Source organism: Gemmatimonadales bacterium (assembly GCA_041390145.1).
Taxonomy (GTDB): Bacteria; Gemmatimonadota; Gemmatimonadetes; order Gemmatimonadales; family GWC2-71-9; genus SPDF01.
The window spans coordinates 111485-128141 of sequence record JAWKQM010000007.1 but is presented as its reverse complement, the minus strand read 5'-3'; the positions used below and the strand labels follow the sequence as shown (position 1 = coordinate 128141).

The 16657-nt window shown below is 67.8% G+C and carries 11 protein-coding genes; 7 read left to right on the top strand and 4 right to left on the bottom strand.

Annotated features, from left to right (window positions below):
- Positions 1 to 159 precede the first annotated feature (159 nt).
- Both R2910_07935 and R2910_07930 read left to right on the top strand, forming a co-directional pair.
- On the top strand, positions 160 to 1533 hold the full coding sequence (locus R2910_07935; GenBank protein MEZ4412895.1) for a pitrilysin family protein: 1374 nt from the start codon (positions 160 to 162) through the stop codon (positions 1531 to 1533).
- Complete coding sequence (locus R2910_07930; protein ID MEZ4412894.1) at positions 1530 to 2972, top strand: pitrilysin family protein; 1443 nt, start codon at positions 1530 to 1532, stop codon at positions 2970 to 2972. The genes R2910_07935 and R2910_07930 overlap by 4 nt, the downstream gene beginning before the upstream one ends.
- Before the next feature lie 61 nt (positions 2973 to 3033).
- Here the strand turns inward: R2910_07930 and R2910_07925 are convergent, their stop codons facing one another.
- The 4 genes from R2910_07925 to R2910_07910 all read right to left on the bottom strand — a co-directional run bounded on the left by R2910_07925 (position 3034) and on the right by R2910_07910 (position 8993).
- Entirely contained in the window at positions 3034 to 4497 is a 1464-nt protein-coding gene (locus tag R2910_07925; GenBank protein MEZ4412893.1) for an SDR family oxidoreductase, read from the bottom strand.
- A gap of 125 nt (positions 4498 to 4622) precedes the next feature.
- Positions 4623 to 5081, bottom strand: a complete 459-nt coding sequence (locus R2910_07920; protein ID MEZ4412892.1) for a hypothetical protein — start codon at positions 5079 to 5081, stop codon at positions 4623 to 4625.
- 99 nt (positions 5082 to 5180) lie between these two features.
- The gene (locus R2910_07915; protein ID MEZ4412891.1) at positions 5181 to 8225 is read right to left on the bottom strand and encodes a DUF5107 domain-containing protein; all 3045 of its coding nucleotides are present in this window, start codon (positions 8223 to 8225) and stop codon (positions 5181 to 5183) included.
- Between the two features lie 87 nt (positions 8226 to 8312).
- The gene (locus R2910_07910) at positions 8313 to 8993 is read right to left on the bottom strand and encodes a hypothetical protein (GenBank protein ID MEZ4412890.1); all 681 of its coding nucleotides are present in this window, start codon (positions 8991 to 8993) and stop codon (positions 8313 to 8315) included.
- Positions 8994 to 9287: 294 nt separating this feature from the next.
- On the opposite strand from R2910_07910, the gene R2910_07905 reads away from it, so the two are divergent.
- From R2910_07905 to dnaE, 5 genes are all read left to right on the top strand, one after another.
- On the top strand, positions 9288 to 10094 hold the full coding sequence (locus R2910_07905) for a hypothetical protein (protein ID MEZ4412889.1): 807 nt from the start codon (positions 9288 to 9290) through the stop codon (positions 10092 to 10094).
- A gap of 245 nt (positions 10095 to 10339) precedes the next feature.
- On the top strand, positions 10340 to 11350 hold the full coding sequence (locus R2910_07900; protein ID MEZ4412888.1) for a radical SAM protein: 1011 nt from the start codon (positions 10340 to 10342) through the stop codon (positions 11348 to 11350).
- Entirely contained in the window at positions 11347 to 12603 is a 1257-nt protein-coding gene (locus R2910_07895) for a hypothetical protein (GenBank protein ID MEZ4412887.1), read from the top strand. The genes R2910_07900 and R2910_07895 overlap by 4 nt, the downstream gene beginning before the upstream one ends.
- Positions 12604 to 12655: 52 nt before the next feature.
- Complete coding sequence (locus R2910_07890) at positions 12656 to 13198, top strand: DNA-3-methyladenine glycosylase I (protein ID MEZ4412886.1); 543 nt, start codon at positions 12656 to 12658, stop codon at positions 13196 to 13198.
- 152 nt (positions 13199 to 13350) lie between these two features.
- On the top strand, positions 13351 to 16635 hold the full coding sequence (dnaE, locus tag R2910_07885; protein ID MEZ4412885.1) for a DNA polymerase III subunit alpha: 3285 nt from the start codon (positions 13351 to 13353) through the stop codon (positions 16633 to 16635).
- Positions 16636 to 16657 lie beyond the last annotated feature (22 nt).

The following is a 16657-nucleotide window of genomic DNA, read 5'->3' as shown; positions in this document are numbered from 1 at the left end:
GGCTCCTCTGCCTTCGGGCGCGATGCTCATCTGAACCCTCACAAGCATACACCGATGCCGTGCGAGTGCCATCCGGTCCCCGGAGCAGGCAGGCCCTAGCCAAATCTGGTGCGGCCGGCTCAAATTCCCCGAATCGATGCAACCGCCAGGAGCGCTTCCGTGATCCGTTCAACCATTTCAGGCTGTGGACTGCTGATCGGCATGCTACTCGGCCCCCAGGTGGCCGCGCAGACGACGGTCCTTCGCGTGCCGGTCACCGTGGACACCCTCGACAACGGGCTCACGATCATCGTCCATGAGGACCGCTCGGTGCCGGTCGTCTCGGTGAATGTGTGGTACCACGTGGGGTCGGGCGATGAGAAGGTCGGGCGGACCGGGTTCGCGCATCTATTCGAGCACCTGATGTTCATGGGCTCCGAGAATGCCGAGTACCCCGCGTTCGACCGGCTGCTCGAGGCGGCCGGAGCCGACAACAACGGATCCACGACCGAAGACCGCACCAACTATTTCGAGTGGGGTCCCGCCACCGCGATGCCGCTCATGCTCTGGCTGGAGGCGGACCGGATGGGTTGGCTGCTCCCCACCATGACCCCGGACAAAGTCGACCTCCAGCGTGATGTGGTGAAGAACGAGCGCAGGCAGAGCTATGAGAACCAACCGTACGGGCTGGCCACCGAGACGATCCTCCGGATGCTCTATCCGTCAAGCCACCCTTATTCCTGGCCCGTGATCGGCTCGATGGCCGATCTCTCCGCCGCCTCCACGGAGGACGTGAAGGAGTTCTTCCGTCGCTACTACGCCCCGAACAATGCCTCGTTGGTGGTTGCGGGTGACGTGAACCCCACCGAGGTGATGCAGCTGGCCCGCAAATATTTCGGAGAGATCCCGCGCGGGCCGGCCATCGAACGGGGCATCGCACCGAACACCTCCTTGCCCCGGGATACGGTGGGGGTGCTGGAGGACCGGGTGCAACTCCCCCGCGTGTATGACGTCTGGCCGACCCCCCCGGCGTTTGCGCCCGACGACGCGGCGCTGGAGTTGCTCGCCTATCTGCTGACCGGGGACAAGACCAGCCGCCTCACCCAGGCGCTGGTCTACGACAAGCAGATCGCCTCCTCGGTCTCCAGCTATCAGGACGGGATGCGACTCGCAGGCCAGTTCTGGATCGTGGCGACCGCCCGACCAAACCATACTCTCGCCGAGGTGCAGCCCGTCATCGAGGATGAGCTCCGCCGGCTGGCCACGGAGGGGCCTTCCGCGCGGGAAATGGAGCAGGCCATGAACGCCACCGAGACAGACATGCTGCGACAACTGGAGGCGGTCAACCGGAAGGCAGACATGCTCAACAGCTACTACGTGAGGACGGGCACGGCCGACGGATTCGCCGCGGACCTTGCACGATATCGGGCCGTGACGGCGGCGGACATTCAACGGGTGACGGAACGATACCTCCTGGCGCCACGGGTGATGCTGAGTGTCGTACCCCAGGGCAAGCCGGAACTCGCGGCCGCGGCGAACGGGGGAACACCGTGAAGCCCCTCACCGGTGCCCTCGTACTTGCCGCGTTCTGCCCGGCGATTCTGGCGGCGCAGGACTTCGACCGGAGCCAGGCTCCGGCCGTCCCGCCCCCGAGCGGCCTGGCCCTGCCGGCGGTGCAGCAGGCACGCCTGCCGAACGGGATCACTCTTCGGGTCGTTCCCATGCGAGAGGTGCCGTTGGTCCAGGTGAACCTCCTGCTGAAGGGCGGCGGCCGCCTGGACGGCACCATGCCAGGGCTCGCCACCTTCACCGCAGGCATGCTCGACGAAGGCGCGGGATCGCGCACTGCCTTTGAGATCTCGGCCGAGGCCGCGTTTCTCGGTGCCGATCTGTCCACCGGTGCCGACTGGAACTACCTCTACGTGACCCTCAACGCCCCGCGCCGCACGATCGGGCCGGCACTGGACCTCGTTGCCGACCTGGTCCTCCACCCGTCGTTCAAGGCCGCGGATATCGCCCGGGAACGGGATCTGCGCCTGGCCAGGATTCTCCAGCAGCGGGACCAGCCGAGCAGCCTTGCCAGCCTCGCGTTCATGTCGATCGTGTTCCCCGATCCGCATCCCTACCACCGGCCGCTCGGAGGGGACTCCTCCGCAACCGCCCAGCTCGATTCGGCCGTGGTCCGTGACTTCTGGCAGCGGGTGGCCAGGCCTGATCAGGCAGAATTCATCATCACGGGGGATATCTCCCTGGCGGAGGCACAAGCGGAGATTGCCCGTCGATTCGGCGACTGGAAGCCCGCTCAGAAGGCGACACCCGAGCCGCCGGCGGCACCGGCGGTGAGCCGGCCCGCCGGCCGCGCGATCTTTTTGGTCGACAAGCCCGGCGCGGCGCAATCCGTCATCATCATCGGCGGCCCCGGTGTCTCCCGCACCGACCCCGATTATGCAGCGATCGAGGTGATGAACACCATTCTGGGGGGCTCCTTTTCCTCCCGACTGAACCAGAATCTCCGCGAGACGCGCGGCTACACCTATGGGGCCAGGTCCGGATTCAGCTACGACCCGGTTCCGGGCCCCTTCCGGGCCACCGCCGCGGTCCGGACAAACGTGACCGACAGTTCACTGGTCGAGTTCTTCGTGGAACTCAACGCCATTCGCGACCAGCCGGTGAGCGAGGTGGAACTCACCCGGGCGAAGAACTACATCGCCTTTGGCCTGCCGGGGGCATTTGAGACGACGAGGGAAATGGCGGGCCAGATTGCTGAGGTGACTACGTACGGCCTTCCTCTGACCTGGTACGACAGCTACGTAAAGCAGGTCCTGGCGGTCACCGCTGCGGACGTGCAGCGGGTGGCGTGGACCACCATCGACCCGAACCACGTGTACATCGTGGTCGTCGGGGACGCCGAAAAGATCCGACCGGGCCTCGAGGCACTGGGCCTCGGACCGGTCATCCTGCGAACGCCGGACGGCCTCCCGGTGGCGCCCTAGGAGATGACAAAGGGCCGGCAATGTCTCGTCGGCCCTTCGTCGTATCCTGGCTGCGGCAGTCTCAGGGTGTGCGGGCCGCCGTCCGTGCGATCGCCCGCAACATCCCACCGAATACCAGCTGGTGCATCGGATACAGGGCGTACCAGTAGGCGCGGCCGAGCGGCCCCACCGGGTCGAAGCTCGCGGTCTGCCGGATCGTCGAGCCAGACGCGTCGCCTGTCACCTCGAACTCCAGCCAGGCCCGGCCCGGCAGCTTCATCTCGGCGGCGAGTCGCAGGAGATGGTTCGGCTCCACCGCCTCCACGCGCCAGAAGTCAACCGCATCACCGACCCGCAGCGCCGTCGGCGAGGGTCGGCCGCGGCGCATCCCGACGCCGCCGGCCAGCAAGTCGAGAAAGCCGCGAACATGCCAGAGCCAGTCCCACGCGTACCACCCCGTCTCTCCGCCAATCTGTTGAATCGGCCGGAACGCCTGGTCGGGTGGCACCGCGACTCGAATCGTCCGGGAGTCGACCAGTCGCGGACCAAACTGGACACCGCCCCAGGAGGGCTGCTCGCCACCGGAAGAGAGCGCGTCGGACCAGCGCGTGGCCGCGATCTCCCGGTCCTCCCGCACGAGGGCGCGCCGGACAGCGTCCGCCACCCCCATTGGGCGGACTGTGAACACCCTGAGCGCGGTGTCATCCCGGACGACTGTTGAATGCACCACGCTCTCGAGGAGCTTGCGACCGATCCGCGCGTAGAGCGGAGTGACCAGCCCGAGCCAGAGGCTCGACAGATAGGGCGTGAGCACCGGCACGGGAATCATCCAGACCTTCCGGCCGCGAAGCTTCGCATAGACCTGCATGACCTCGGCGTACGACATGCGGTCGGCGCCCCCGATCTCGTAGATGCGACACGCCGAGACCGGAAGGGTGAGCGCTTCCACCAGGTAGGCGAGCAGGTCGTCGATGGCGATCGGCTGGGCCGGCACCTTTACCCATTTGGGCGTCACCATGACCGGCAGGCGTTCCACCAGGGAGCGGATCATTTCGTAGGAGAGGCTCCCTGACCCGATCACGATGGACGCCCGGAATTCCAGCACCGGTACCCCGGACTCCCGCAGGATCTCCCCCACTTCCTGGCGACTGCGCAGGTGCGAGGAAAGCTTTTCCTCCGTGTTCCCGAGGCCGCCGAGGTAGATGATCCGGGTCACACCCGCCGCTTTCGCCGCCTGGCCGAAGTTCCGTGCCGCCTCGCGATCGGCCTCCTCGAACGATCCGGTAGCACCCATGGAGTGCACCAGGTAATAGGCGACGTCGATGCCACGCAGGGCAGGCTCGAGCGTCGCGCGATCGAGTACGTCGCCCGCCACCACCTCAGTGAACGCGGACACCCTCGACGTCAGCGCCTCCGGCCGTCTGGCCAGGCACCGTATGCGCCCTCCCCGCTCTTCCAGGAGCGGCAGGAGTCGCCCCCCGACGTAGCCGGTGGCACCGGTGAGGAGGATCCGCTGGGGCTGCGGGACGGCGGGGGAATCGGTCATGGGACGGAACGCAACTCCTTGAACGGGAAGTCCCTTCCTCTACCCGGCGCCGCGGAGAAGGTTCGGGACGACAAAGGGCCGGCAATGATCTGCCGGCCCTCGTCTTACCCGGTGCCTGGAATCCCTCAGGGCGTGCGGGTCGCCGTCCAGGTGCCACTCTGCACCACGCTGTCGGCGCCGGCCATCATCCACACCACCGTGCCAGTCCAGGCATTGCCGTTGGCGCGCCCCACGGCCTTCCACATCATCTGCGGGGCATCCGCTGCCGCGCCGATCGGCGTGAAGGGGCCGCCCACCCAGACGACGCTGTCCCCTGAGAGCGTGCCCACCATCGGAATCGCCATATCCGGTGCGAGTGCCTGCACCAGCTCACCGGCCAGCTCGCCGTTGGCATTGGTCATCGCCATGGACGTCCAGTTCGAGACGCTATCAGTACCGTCGATCGTGGTGACGCCGGCATAGTTGCCAACAACATCCGCGGCGGTCAGCGCGGCCGGGGCTGCCATGGCGGCCTCATCCATCTTGGGCGCCTTGTCTCCACCACAGGCCCAGAGGAGAAGGGGAAGAAGCAGAAGTTTGCGCATGATTCCTCGCAGATCGAGATGAGGTGAGAGCGGGTCGAGATGGAGAGACAATACACCTTCTGCCCGGGAGCACAAGTTTCTTGTCTCAGGCCACGCCCGTCACGCCCCCCTGCCGCGTCTCCGGAAACGGCGGCTAAGGAGCGCCACCACCAGCACCCCAAACACGACGTAGAGCCAGTTGGTCCACCCGCCGGGGGGCCGCCGCGGTGCCGTCGCCCTCCAGGCATCCAGCACGACCGCATCGCCGTCCGTGGGGGTGTACCCCGCCAGGAGGCCCCGCGCCGATGTCGTCGAGGCTCCGCTCCGGTAGCGCACATCGGCCAGGAGCAGGTCCTCGAGTCGCTCATCGAGATCGGCGTCGTAGGGCTTCCCCGCCCCCAGACGTTCTGGCCAGAGCCGGGCCGCCGCGATCAGGGCGGCCGCTGAATCCCACTGCTCCGCGTGGATCGCCTGCACCGCCAGCATCAGCTTGGCCCGCCGGTAGAGCACGTGACCGTCGTGGCGACCCTCGTACGGCAGGACCTCGAGCTGGGCCAGCACGGAATCCGCCGCGCCGTACTCACCATCCGCCTCCAGCGCCGTGGCCAGCGTGAGCCCCAGGATATAGTTGTCGGGGAATCGGGCAGCATACGCCCTCGCCATCGCGGCCGCGCCGGCGGAGTCGCCCGTCGCCAGGAGGTGCTCCGTGAGCAGGCGCCCGTAGCGCCATTCCGCAGAGTCGAGCGCCGCCGCATGCTCCAGATCGCTCCTGGCGAGTGCGGGAGGGCGCCCCGGGAACGTGGCCCGGGCGGCATAGAAGGGGGCGAAGTCGGGTACGTCGCCCAGCGCAGTGAGGAGCGAATCGGCCGAACCCAGCCGTCCGGCCCCCCACCAGGCCAGGGCCAGGTAGTAGCGTGGTTTCCAGTCCTGGCTCTGTGCTGCCGCCCACTGGAGTGAGGGCACCATTTCCGGCCTGAACGGGAAGACATACCGGGGTGACAGGGCGTTCGCGCGACGCAGGAGCTCGGCGCGAGTCGCCGAGGAGTCGTCGAGCAGGTACGCCCGCCAGTAGAGTGCCTCGGGGGCGTCGCCCGCCGCCTCCAGGACGCGACCGGCAACGGCCGTGTCGCCTGCGTCGACATACCATGCCGCCAGCTCGAGGAGCACCTGTTCCGGGAGTTCGCTCCGGATGCCGGCGGTGAGCTTGCGAGGCAGCGCCGGATCACCCTGTGCGAGCAATCGCTCCAGCCGCGCCTGGTGACTGAGCGGATCGGCCTGCGCCAGACGCGCGACCCACCGCGCATGCGCTGTCGGGTCGCCGCGCCGCCGCGCGGCAACGGCGCCGGCACCGAGGGCGTCGAGATTGTCCGGCTCGACCGTCAGCGCCTTGTCGGCGAAGGCCACCGCCGCGTCCGTGTTGCCGGCGGCCAATGACATCCGGGCCAGTTCCGTCCACGCGGCACCGCGGTACCCGGGTGAGAGCGTCGCGATCTCGAAGCCATCCTTCGCGTCGGCCAGCCGGCCGAGCCGGCGGTTGGCGAGGCCATAGTAGTAGTTGGCAGCCCCGTCGTAGGTGTCGACCTGGAGAGCAGTGGTGGTGAACCCGCGGGCGGCTTCATAATCCGTGCTCCTGATCGCAAGCATGGCGCGGTCGGCGAGCGCCGGCACGAAGTACGGGTCGCGCGCGAGCGCGCTGTCCAGGTACGCGGTGGCCGGCCCGTACTCCCGCTGCCGCAGCCACTCCTTCCCCCGCAGATAGCGCCCGTATGCCGACTCCCAGTCGAAACCTTCCGGCGCATCGAGCGGCCGGGCGAGGTCGCCGGAATTCGGGTCGAGACGGTACTCGAGCCGATGGCCGCCCACGGTGACGCGGAGACTGTCTGGTATTGCGCCGCCCACAGATACGGTGTCCACGAACAGGTCGAGCGGCTGGCGCTGGACAAACCGACTGTAGAGGCGGCGCGCCCCGGCATACACGCTGACGGTGTCGGCGAGCGGTTCCACGGGCGAAAGCGCGATGACGAGCCGATCATCCAGCATCGTCACGTTCATGGCGCCAAGGCGGCTCGCCGCGACGATGCCGGCAATGCCGCCAACGGGATACCAATACTCGGTCCACCGATCGGCGACGTGGGGCGTGAAGCCGAAGTGCTTGAAGGGAGTGAAGGTGCTCTGCTCCGCCGTCTGGTTGAACAGCCGCCCCGACTGCACCTCGGCGTACTGCCCGTCGCTGTCGGTGAGCAGCTGCTCCCAGATCATCCCCTGCCGGGAGAGGCCCCAAATCCAGATCTTCTTGCCGGCTTTCTCGTCGCGCGGCGCGTAGCGGACCATCCCGACGTCGTCGTCGTGCCAGTAGGCCCCGAAGAAATCAGTCTCCCGCCCGAAGACGTGGTACGACTTGTACCCGCCGAAGTCGTTGTTCTCGTACCAGCTGAGGTCGCGCCCCGTGGTGTCGACGGGCCAAGGGGCGTGCTCGCCGGCGTGGCCCAGGCGGCTGGTGCCCGGGTAGGCGAACTGGAGGTTGCCGCGCACCGGAATGCCGACGTTCATCCAGGAGTAGTAAGGCTGCTCCAGCGCCGAGGCGTTGTACCAGAAGGAGGTCGTGCTGAACGACGCGTCGGCGGGGCCGAGCCGGATCTCGAGCCGCCAGGGGGTGCGGGTGAGGAGGTCGAGCGCACCGATGATGCAGCTCACACTGCCGTCGGGGTTGGTGCGCGTCACGTAGTCCACCGGCGTCGCCACGTTCGGCGTGTGGCCGATGATCCCGTAGTTGGCCTCGATGCCGCCGCTGGTCCAGGGGCCGCGCATGGCGATGTCGCGGAACTTCACCACTTGGTTGAAATAGATGAACGATCGGCCGGTCCGCTTGTCCACGGCGTTCCAGATCTTGCCGCCGATTTCCGGCAGGATCATCACCTTGAGGTAGGCGTTCTCGAGCTCGACGACCTTCCAGGCGCGCGGCTCGGCAACGTCGGTGAAGCCATCGAAGCGGAAATACGGATAGATCCGACCGACGACCGGGATCGGGTTCGGGTCGCTGAACGGATAGGTTGGAAACACCCGCTCGTATTCGCGGACGGTGGCGCGCGGCGCCTGGGCGGCCAGGGGCAACGCGCCGCCACCGATGGCAAGAGCGAAGCAGGCAAATGCGTGCTGAAATCGCATCGATTGGGCAAGCCTCGATCGGGAAGCCTCAGGTGCTGACGGCGGTACGACTGCATTCTGAGAATGCTACACACCAAGGCCGTTACATCAATCTACCGCCGCTTGCCCGCTGTGCCCCGCGACTGCTCCAGCAGGTGGTCGATCCAATCGGGCGGCGACAAAGGCGAAGACTCCGTAGGCAGCCAGCGCGGTCCATGCGGCCGCCTTGTCGGATGCCGGCGGGGGGCCGAAGAAGATGTAGACCTGGATCACCAGCATCACGGCGCCAAAGATCACGACTGGCAGCCGACGCACCGTCGCCCTGGCCAGGTAGAGCCAAATCCCGCCGAACAACAACGCGGATTCCAGCGCGAGGGCGACGACAGGGTAGTCCCAGAGCCCGAGGCCAACCTTCATTGTGTCGCTATAGAGTGGCAGGTCCGGCCGATGTACGAGGAAATCGAGGATCCAATGCGAGAAAACTGCGACCGCAACCACGAGCGCCGCGCGCCCGCCCCCGCGGTGCCTGTTGAGTGCCCGGTAGCCGACGAACACGATGATCGACCAGAGCAGAGCGGCCACGAGACTGTGCGTGTACGGCATGTAGTAGAGATCCAGGGGATTCGAGGCCGTGATTCCGGGCACGATCCGGAGCTTCTCGATGCCGAGGAGAATGAATGGGGCCCAGATGACATCGAGGAGTTGGACGGCGAGGAAGAGCACCCAGAGCGGAATCGAGGAGTCAAAGCGTTTGGCAGCGAAGGACACGCCGTAGTGTCCGACAAACATGGTGAACGCCTCCTGGCTGGAGGAACGAAAATGTGATCGGCTGAGCAGCCTCCTTGGTGCGACGTGGGCGGCAGGAACCCAACGCGGAGCGCGGTGAGTTCAACCCCCGGCCCGTAATGCAATTTGCTGTTTGATTATCTCTAAATCAAGTCGTATCCAATTACCCTGCAACCACTTACCGTTGTATCGGCCGAAGAGGCCCGCGCAGAGACTATCCGGTGGTGGCGCATCCCGGTCTGAGGGTTATGATGAAAAATCATCCCCTCCTCGCCCGCTCCCACCAGGAGATTGCCGATGTACGGCCGGCCGAAGTCCCTGATCGAACGCATCCGCGAGGGCTACGAAAAGGCGAAGAAGCCGATTGCCTACCTGACGATGCTGGTGGTCGTCCTGGTGCAGTCGCTCCCTGCCGCGTTGTTACCGGCCGACGTGCGCGATGCCGCGGGCGCCGGCGCACTGATCGCGCTCGGGCTCATCCTGCTCGAGATGCTGTTCGAGATCTACGAGAAGACCGTCAAGGCCCCGCGCGGCGTGAACCTGATCAACTCCAACGACCTCTACCGGGAGATCCGTGAGATCGTGGCCGACGAGCGCGAGGTCACGATTCACTACATCGGGCTCGCGGGCCGCCACGGCTGGCAGAACGTGCTGGAGAAGATGCTCAATGATCACGACCCCGACTCGCTGGCGGAGAAGGTTCGCTTCGAAATCGAGGTTGCCCTCCTCGAACCGAAGCTCTGCACCCCCGAGGATGCGGTCTTCGGGCGCTTCGAGATGGCGGGCGCCATCGCCCGGCAGGTCCGGCGCCGGGCCGCCGCCATCGCGGCGCTTCCGAACCCGTCGAGACTGACCCTGTACCATTACGACTACATGCCGAACATGATCGGGCTGCTCATCAACCGGAATTATCTCTTTGTCACCTACTGCTGGTGGGAGCAGCAGCACGACGGGCTCGCCCTGCGCGCTGGCGGCTCGGACTATTTCGTCTACAACAAGGGCGACGACTTCGGCGGGCAGGAAGTCATCGCCCGATTTGAGGGGTGGTTCGACTACATCCGACAGGATGGGCGACGGGTGGACTTCAGCGAGGCAGCAGCCTGATCTTGACGCCCATCTTTATTCGGTATATGTTCGGTTTAAGCAACCGAACAAAAGCCGAAAGAGGGCGCCATGCCACCCACTCCCCCACCGCCTCCGCGGCCCCAATACCCGTCTCCCCAAGCCAATGGCTCATCCCAACGAGCGAACCCCCTGGCCTATCGGTGCATACGCGTCTGCCCCGAATGCGCCGGCCCCGTGGCCCATAACTCCGGCTGCGTGACCTGCCGGGCCTGTGGATGGGGGAGGTGCGGCTAGTGGCGGGGCCGGTGGGCAGCGGGGCAGGTGGGCAGTCGCTCCAGCGCGGATCCCAACTCTCGTTCCTGCCCCGCGGCCCCGCAGCCCCGCTGCCCCGCCTCGGCGTCGCCGAGAGCCGCGCCGTCACCTTCGAGGCAGTGCCGACCCGCTCCGTGCTCAACAGTCCGGCGGCCACCCACATGCCGTTCTGGTCGGTGAACCCCTATATCGGCTGCGAATTCGGCTGCACCTACTGCTATGCCCGCGATACCCATCGGTGGACCATGGAGCGTCTTTCCTTCCCCGCTTCCCCGCTTCCTCGCCCTGATCCGTTTGAAACACGCATTCTCGTCAAAACCAACGCGCCGACCATCTTCCGCCGGACGCTCATTCCCGCCCGCATCGACGGGAAGCCCATCGTCATCGGCACCGCCACCGATCCCTATCAGCCCGCCGAGCGGCGCTTCCGGATCACCCGCGGGCTGCTCGAGTCGCTCCTCCCGCACCGCGGGCTCCACCTCGGCATCATCACCAAGTCGCCGCTCATCACCCGGGACATCGATCTCCTGGTGCAGCTCGCCGAACGTCACACGGTGCGCATTCATATCTCGCTGGCCGCCCTCGAGGGGCGGCTGGTCCGGCGGATCGAGGCCCGCTCCCCCGCCCCGCATGCCCGGCTCCGTGCCCTCGGCCGCCTGGCGGCCGCCGGCCTCGACGTCGGCCTCCTCGTGGCCCCCATCATTCCCGGCGTGACCGATGGCCGGACACAACTGACCGCGCTCTTCCGCGCGGCGAAGGAGGCTGGTGCCCGTCGCGTGGCCGGGGAGGCGCTCCGACTCGGCCCCGCGGCGCGGCGCCACTTCCTTCCGCACCTGGCCCGGGAGTTTCCCGACCTCGCCGCGCGCTACGCCCGCCGCTACGGACAGCGGCAAACCGCCGGCAAGGATTACACGACGGCCCTCGCCCGGCGCCTCGACGCCATCCGGCAGGAACTCGGGCTCGAAGGGGGCCACGGACTGTGACCCGTTCCGTCCTCTTCATTGACCCTCCCGCCTTCTGCACCACCGTCGAGGCGCTCGTGGCCCCCGCCCTCCGCGGACGGCCCGCCGCCGTGGCGGCACCCGGCGCCGACCGCGCCACCGTGCTCGCCCTTTCTCCCGAGGCGCACGCCGCCGGCATCACACGCGGCATGCCGGTGCGCCAGGCCAGGAAACGCTGCCCCGACCTCGCCCTCCTGCCGCCCAACCCCAGGCTCTACGCCCGCGCCTCCGCCGCGCTGCACGACATCTTCCGCCGCTACGCGCCGGTCATCGAACCCCGCGGCTACGGGCACGCCTACCTCGACGTGACCGGCACCGGCGCCCTCTTCGGCCCGCCGGTGGACGTGGCGCTCCGCATCCACCGCGAGGCACGCACCGGCATCCGCCTGCCCGTCACCGTCGGCGTCGGCGCCAACAAGCTGGTGACGACCGTCGCCGCGGGACAGCGCGACACCGACCGGAGCAGCAACCGTGACGCCGTCGTCCCCGTGCCCGAAGGGGGCGAGGCCGCGTTCCTCTCTCCGCATCGCGTGACGCTCCTCCCCGACGTCGCCGAGCGGATCCGCGAACGGCTCGACGACTACCAGCTCGAACTCATCGGTGCGGTCGCCGCGGTCGGCGCCCCCGCCCTCGGCCAGGTCTTCGGCCGCGCCGGCGCCGAACTCCACGCCAAGGCGCGTGGGATCGACCCCCGCCCCGTCCTCCCCCCCGCCATCCGGCGGGAGTTCCGCGCCGCCCATACCCTGGCCACCGACACCAACGACCTCGGCGTGCTCTTCGCCCTCCTGCGCCGGCTCACCGAGCGCCTCGGCGCCAGGCTCCGGACCCGGCACCTCGTCACCCGGCGGCTTCGCCTCGACCTGGCCTACGCCGACTACAGCACCAGCGGCCGCATCGTCACACTCCCCGGCGCCGCACTCGACGTGGCGCTGCTCGACGCCGCCCGCCGCGCCTTTACATTGGCCAACACCAAACGCATCGCCGTCCGTACCGTGGCCCTCGCGGCGGAACAGTTAGTAGAGATGGAAGTACAGATGGAGCTCTTTGAGGCGGGGCAGCGGGGCAGCGGGGCAGCGGGGCCGGACGACGGTGCCGGAGAACAGGAAGTCGTGATTCAGGCAGCCATCGACCAGATTCGGAGTCGGTGGGGCACCTCAGGCATTTTGCGGAGCGCTGAGGGAGGAAGGGGATCGTCAGCGACGGCAGCACGCAGGAGTGGGGGGTGGGGTGGTTAGAGCGTCCGCCGGAGCGGACGTCCCCGACGACCACGGACGCAAGGAACACGACATGGCCACGACATACTGCGAGATCGCGCCGGGCCACGAGTGGCACGGCCCCTACCACGACACCGAGTACGGCGTCCCCATCGCCGACGAGTCGGCGCTCTTCGAGCGGCTGATCCTGGAAATCAACCAGGCCGGTCTCAGCTGGCTCACCATCCTCAAGAAGCGCGAGGCGTTCAGGCAAGCCTACAGCGGCTTCGACGTCGAGACGGTGGCGCGCTACGGCGCGCGCGACACCAACCGTCTGCTGGCCGACGCCGGCATCATCCGCAACCGCCTCAAGGTTGAAGCCGCCGTCCACAACGCTCGGCAAGTGCTCGCGCTCCGCACGTCGCATGGCGGCTTCGCCGCCTGGCTCGATGCGCACCACCCGCTCCCCAAGGAGGAATGGGTTCGGCTCTTCAGGCAAACCTTTCGCTTCACCGGCGGCGAAATCACCGGCGAGTTTCTCCTCAGCACCGGGTACTTGCCGGGCGCGCACACGCCGGGGTGTCCGGCGTACAAGCGGATCCTGAAGCTGAACCCGCCATGGAAGCGAGCAACGTAGCATCGCCGCCGCGAGCCTGCGCCGCGCCGTGATGAGGGAGGCAGGGTTCGTCGGCGCAGGCACCACCACAGGGGAGCGGGGCGGCCGGGTTCGGTGCTGCCGAAGCCGACGACCACGCCGACCCCCACAGATCAAGTCTGCCGAGACACACCGTGTTTACTCATCTTCACACGCACTCGCATTTCTCCTTCGGTTTCGGCGCATCGAGCCCTGAAGCGCTCGTCCAGGCTGCGATCGCGCGCGGCTTTCGTACCCTCGCCTGCACCGACACGAACGGCGTGTACGGGGCGGTGGAGTTCCAGCAGGCCGCCGAGTCGGCTGGCATCCGCCCCATCCTCGGTGCGCATCTCCGGCTCGAGGACCAGGAGGCGGTGGCGCTGGCGCAAGATGAACGGGGATGGGGAGCGCTGTGCCGAGCGATTACGCAAATCCATTGGATGGAAAGGAAAGTCCCCCCTCTCCATATCATGGAGAGGGGGCTAGGGGGTGAGGCAGAACAGCGGGGTTGGGAGGCCGGGAGGCAGGGAGGCGGCAACAGCGGGGCAGCATCGTTGGCGGAGATCGTTGCCGCTGACCGAGGCGGCCTCGTGCTCCTCTCCCGTTCCGTTCCGTTCCTCGAGCGAGTCCGCGCGATGAGCGGACCCAGCGACCTCTACGCCGAGCTGGTGCCGGGCCGGGAGCGGCACGGCGTGCTCGCCGCCGCGCGGCGGATGGGCCTCCCCGCCGTGGCCAGCAACGCCGTCGCCTTCGCCAACCCGGAGGACTGGGCGCGGCATCGGTTACTCGTCGCCATCGGCCAGAACACCACGCTCGCGGCGCTCGAGCAACCTGCCGCCCTGCCCCGCGGCCCCGCGGCCTCGCCGTCGTCCGCGTGGCTACGCCACGCGGACGACCTCGCCCACGCCTTTCCCGACTGTCCCGAGGCGCTCACCGCCGCGGAGGAGATTGCCGACCGCTGCCGCTGGCGCATTCCCCTCGGCCGGGTCGTCCCGCCGCGGATGACCGACCGCACCGACGCCTTCGAACAGCTCCGCGCGCTGGCCTACGCCGGCGCCGAGCGGCGCTACGGCACCGTGGCGCCCGTCACCCGCGACCGGCTGGAGCACGAACTCGCCATCATCGGGATGAAGGGGTTTGCGGACTACTTCCTGGTGGTGCACGACATCGTCGCCCACGGCCCCACGCACTGCGGCCGCGGCTCCGTCGCCAATTCGGTGGTGAGCTACTGCCTCGGCATCACGCACGTGGAGCCGCTCGGCGCCGGGCTCCTCTTCGAGCGGTTTCTCAACCCCGCGCGCACCGATCCCCCCGACATCGATCTCGACTTTCCCTGGGACGAGCGGGACCGGGTGCTGGCGTATGTCTTCCGCCGTTACCCCTTTCCGCGCGCGGCGATGGTGGCCAACCACAACTGCTTCCGGCTCCGCGGCGCGCTCCGCGAGGTGGCCAAAGTGCACGGCCGTCCCGCCGGCGAAATCCGCGAGGTGACCCGGCGCATTCCCTGGTATCACGAAGGGGAGCCGCTCGACAGTCTCCTCGCCACCCACCCCAACTTCCAGGGACTCGACCTCCCGAAGGCATGGCGGACCTTTGCCCGCGAGGCAGAGCCGCTGGTCGGCGTGCCGCGGCACCTCTCGCTGCACCCAGGTGGCGTGGTCATCGTGCCAACGGCGCTCACCGACCATGTGCCGCTGGAACGGGCGGCCAAGGTGCTCGACGGCGCACCGGAGTTGACCGTGCCCGTCATCCAGTTCGAGAAGGACGGTGCGGAGGACGCCGGCCTCGTCAAGATCGACCTCCTCGGCAACCGCTCGCTCGCCGTCATCCGCGACGCGATCAGCGCCGTCCGCGAGAACACTGGCCGCCAGATCGACTACACGTCGCAGGAGGTGGGGGACGATCCCGCCACGAAGGCGCTCTTCCGCACCGGGCAGACGATGGGGGTCTTCTACACCGAGAGCCCCGCCTCGCGGCAGCTCTGCGCCAAGTCCCGTGCCGACAGCTTTGAGTTGCTGGTGCTCAACACCAGCATCATTCGCCCCGCGTCGAACCGTTTCATCCGGCAATATCTCTCGCGGCTGCACGGCGAGCCGTACGCGCCGCTCCACCCGGTGCTGCGCGACACCCTGGCCGAGACCTTCGGCATCATGGTGTACCAGGAGGACGTGGTGCATGTCTGTCAGGCGTACGCCGGGATGTCGCTGGCCGACGCCGACGGGCTCCGGAAGTCGCTGCAGAAGAAGCGGCCCGCCAAGCTCCTGGCGTCGTATGCCCAGGAGTTTCTTCGCGGCGCCCGCTCCCTCGGCCGGGACGACGCCGTCACCGAGCAGGTCTGGCAGATGGTGATGTCCTTTTCCGGCTACAGCTTCTGCAAGGGCCACTCGGCGTCCTATATCCAGGTGGCGCAGCAGGCCTGTTACCTCCGCGCCAACTATCCGGCGGAGTTCATGGCGGCGGTGCTCGCCAACGGCGGCGGCTTCTACCATCCCTTCGCGTACGTGGCGGAGGCGCGGCGGATGGGAATCACCATCCTGCCGCCGGACGTGAATGCCAGTGAGTTCCGCACCACGGGCAAGGGGGGTGAGCTGCGGATCGGGCTCCAGTTCATCATGGGGCTTTCTGCAGACGGCACAGAAAAGATCTCATCGGCACGCTGCGTAGACGTTCCCCCTCTCCAAATCATGGAGAGGGGGACAGGGGATGAGGTGGGATCGGCGGGGCAGAACAACATGGACCCCGGCGACCCTGCCCCGGCGAAAGCCGGGGGCCGGGGTGACGGTACGGCGCGGGGCACGCCGTACCGCGACCTCTCCGATCTCCGCGCCCGCGCGCGCCTGTCGCACGACGACCTCCGCACCCTCATCAAGGCCGGCGCCTGCGACAGCATCGCCAATGGGATGACCCGGCCGATGATGCTGTGGATGGTGGACAGTGGGGCAGCGGGGCTGCAGGGCAGCGGGGCAGGAACTGCAGGTCGGGGCGCCCCCTTGTTTTCCGGCCCAGCGGCCCCGCCGCCCCGCCTTCCCAACTACACAGCGGAGCGTTGTCGCCAAGACCAGTATTCCGCCCTCGGCTTCCTCACCGAGAGCCATCCGATGGCGCTCTACGCCGAGCGGCTGCGACGCTTCCGGCTGGTCAGGAGCCCCGACCTGCCGAAGCATGTGGGCCAGAGCGTGATCCTGGCGGGGATGCTGACCACCGCCAAACCGGTGCACACCGCGGCCAACGAGCCGATGCAGTTCGCCACCTTTGACGACGGCGACGGCCTGGTCGAGGCGGTGCTCTTTCCGGAGGTGTACCGGACACGCGGGCACGTCCTCTTCGACCAGGGGCCGTTCCTGCTCAAGGGAAAGGTGGAGGAAGAGTTTGGCGCCATCACCCTGACCGTCACCCACCTCGAGCGGGTGGACCGGATGCTGGCCCGGCTGGGCGCCTGACCGGGGTGCCAGACCGCGGGGC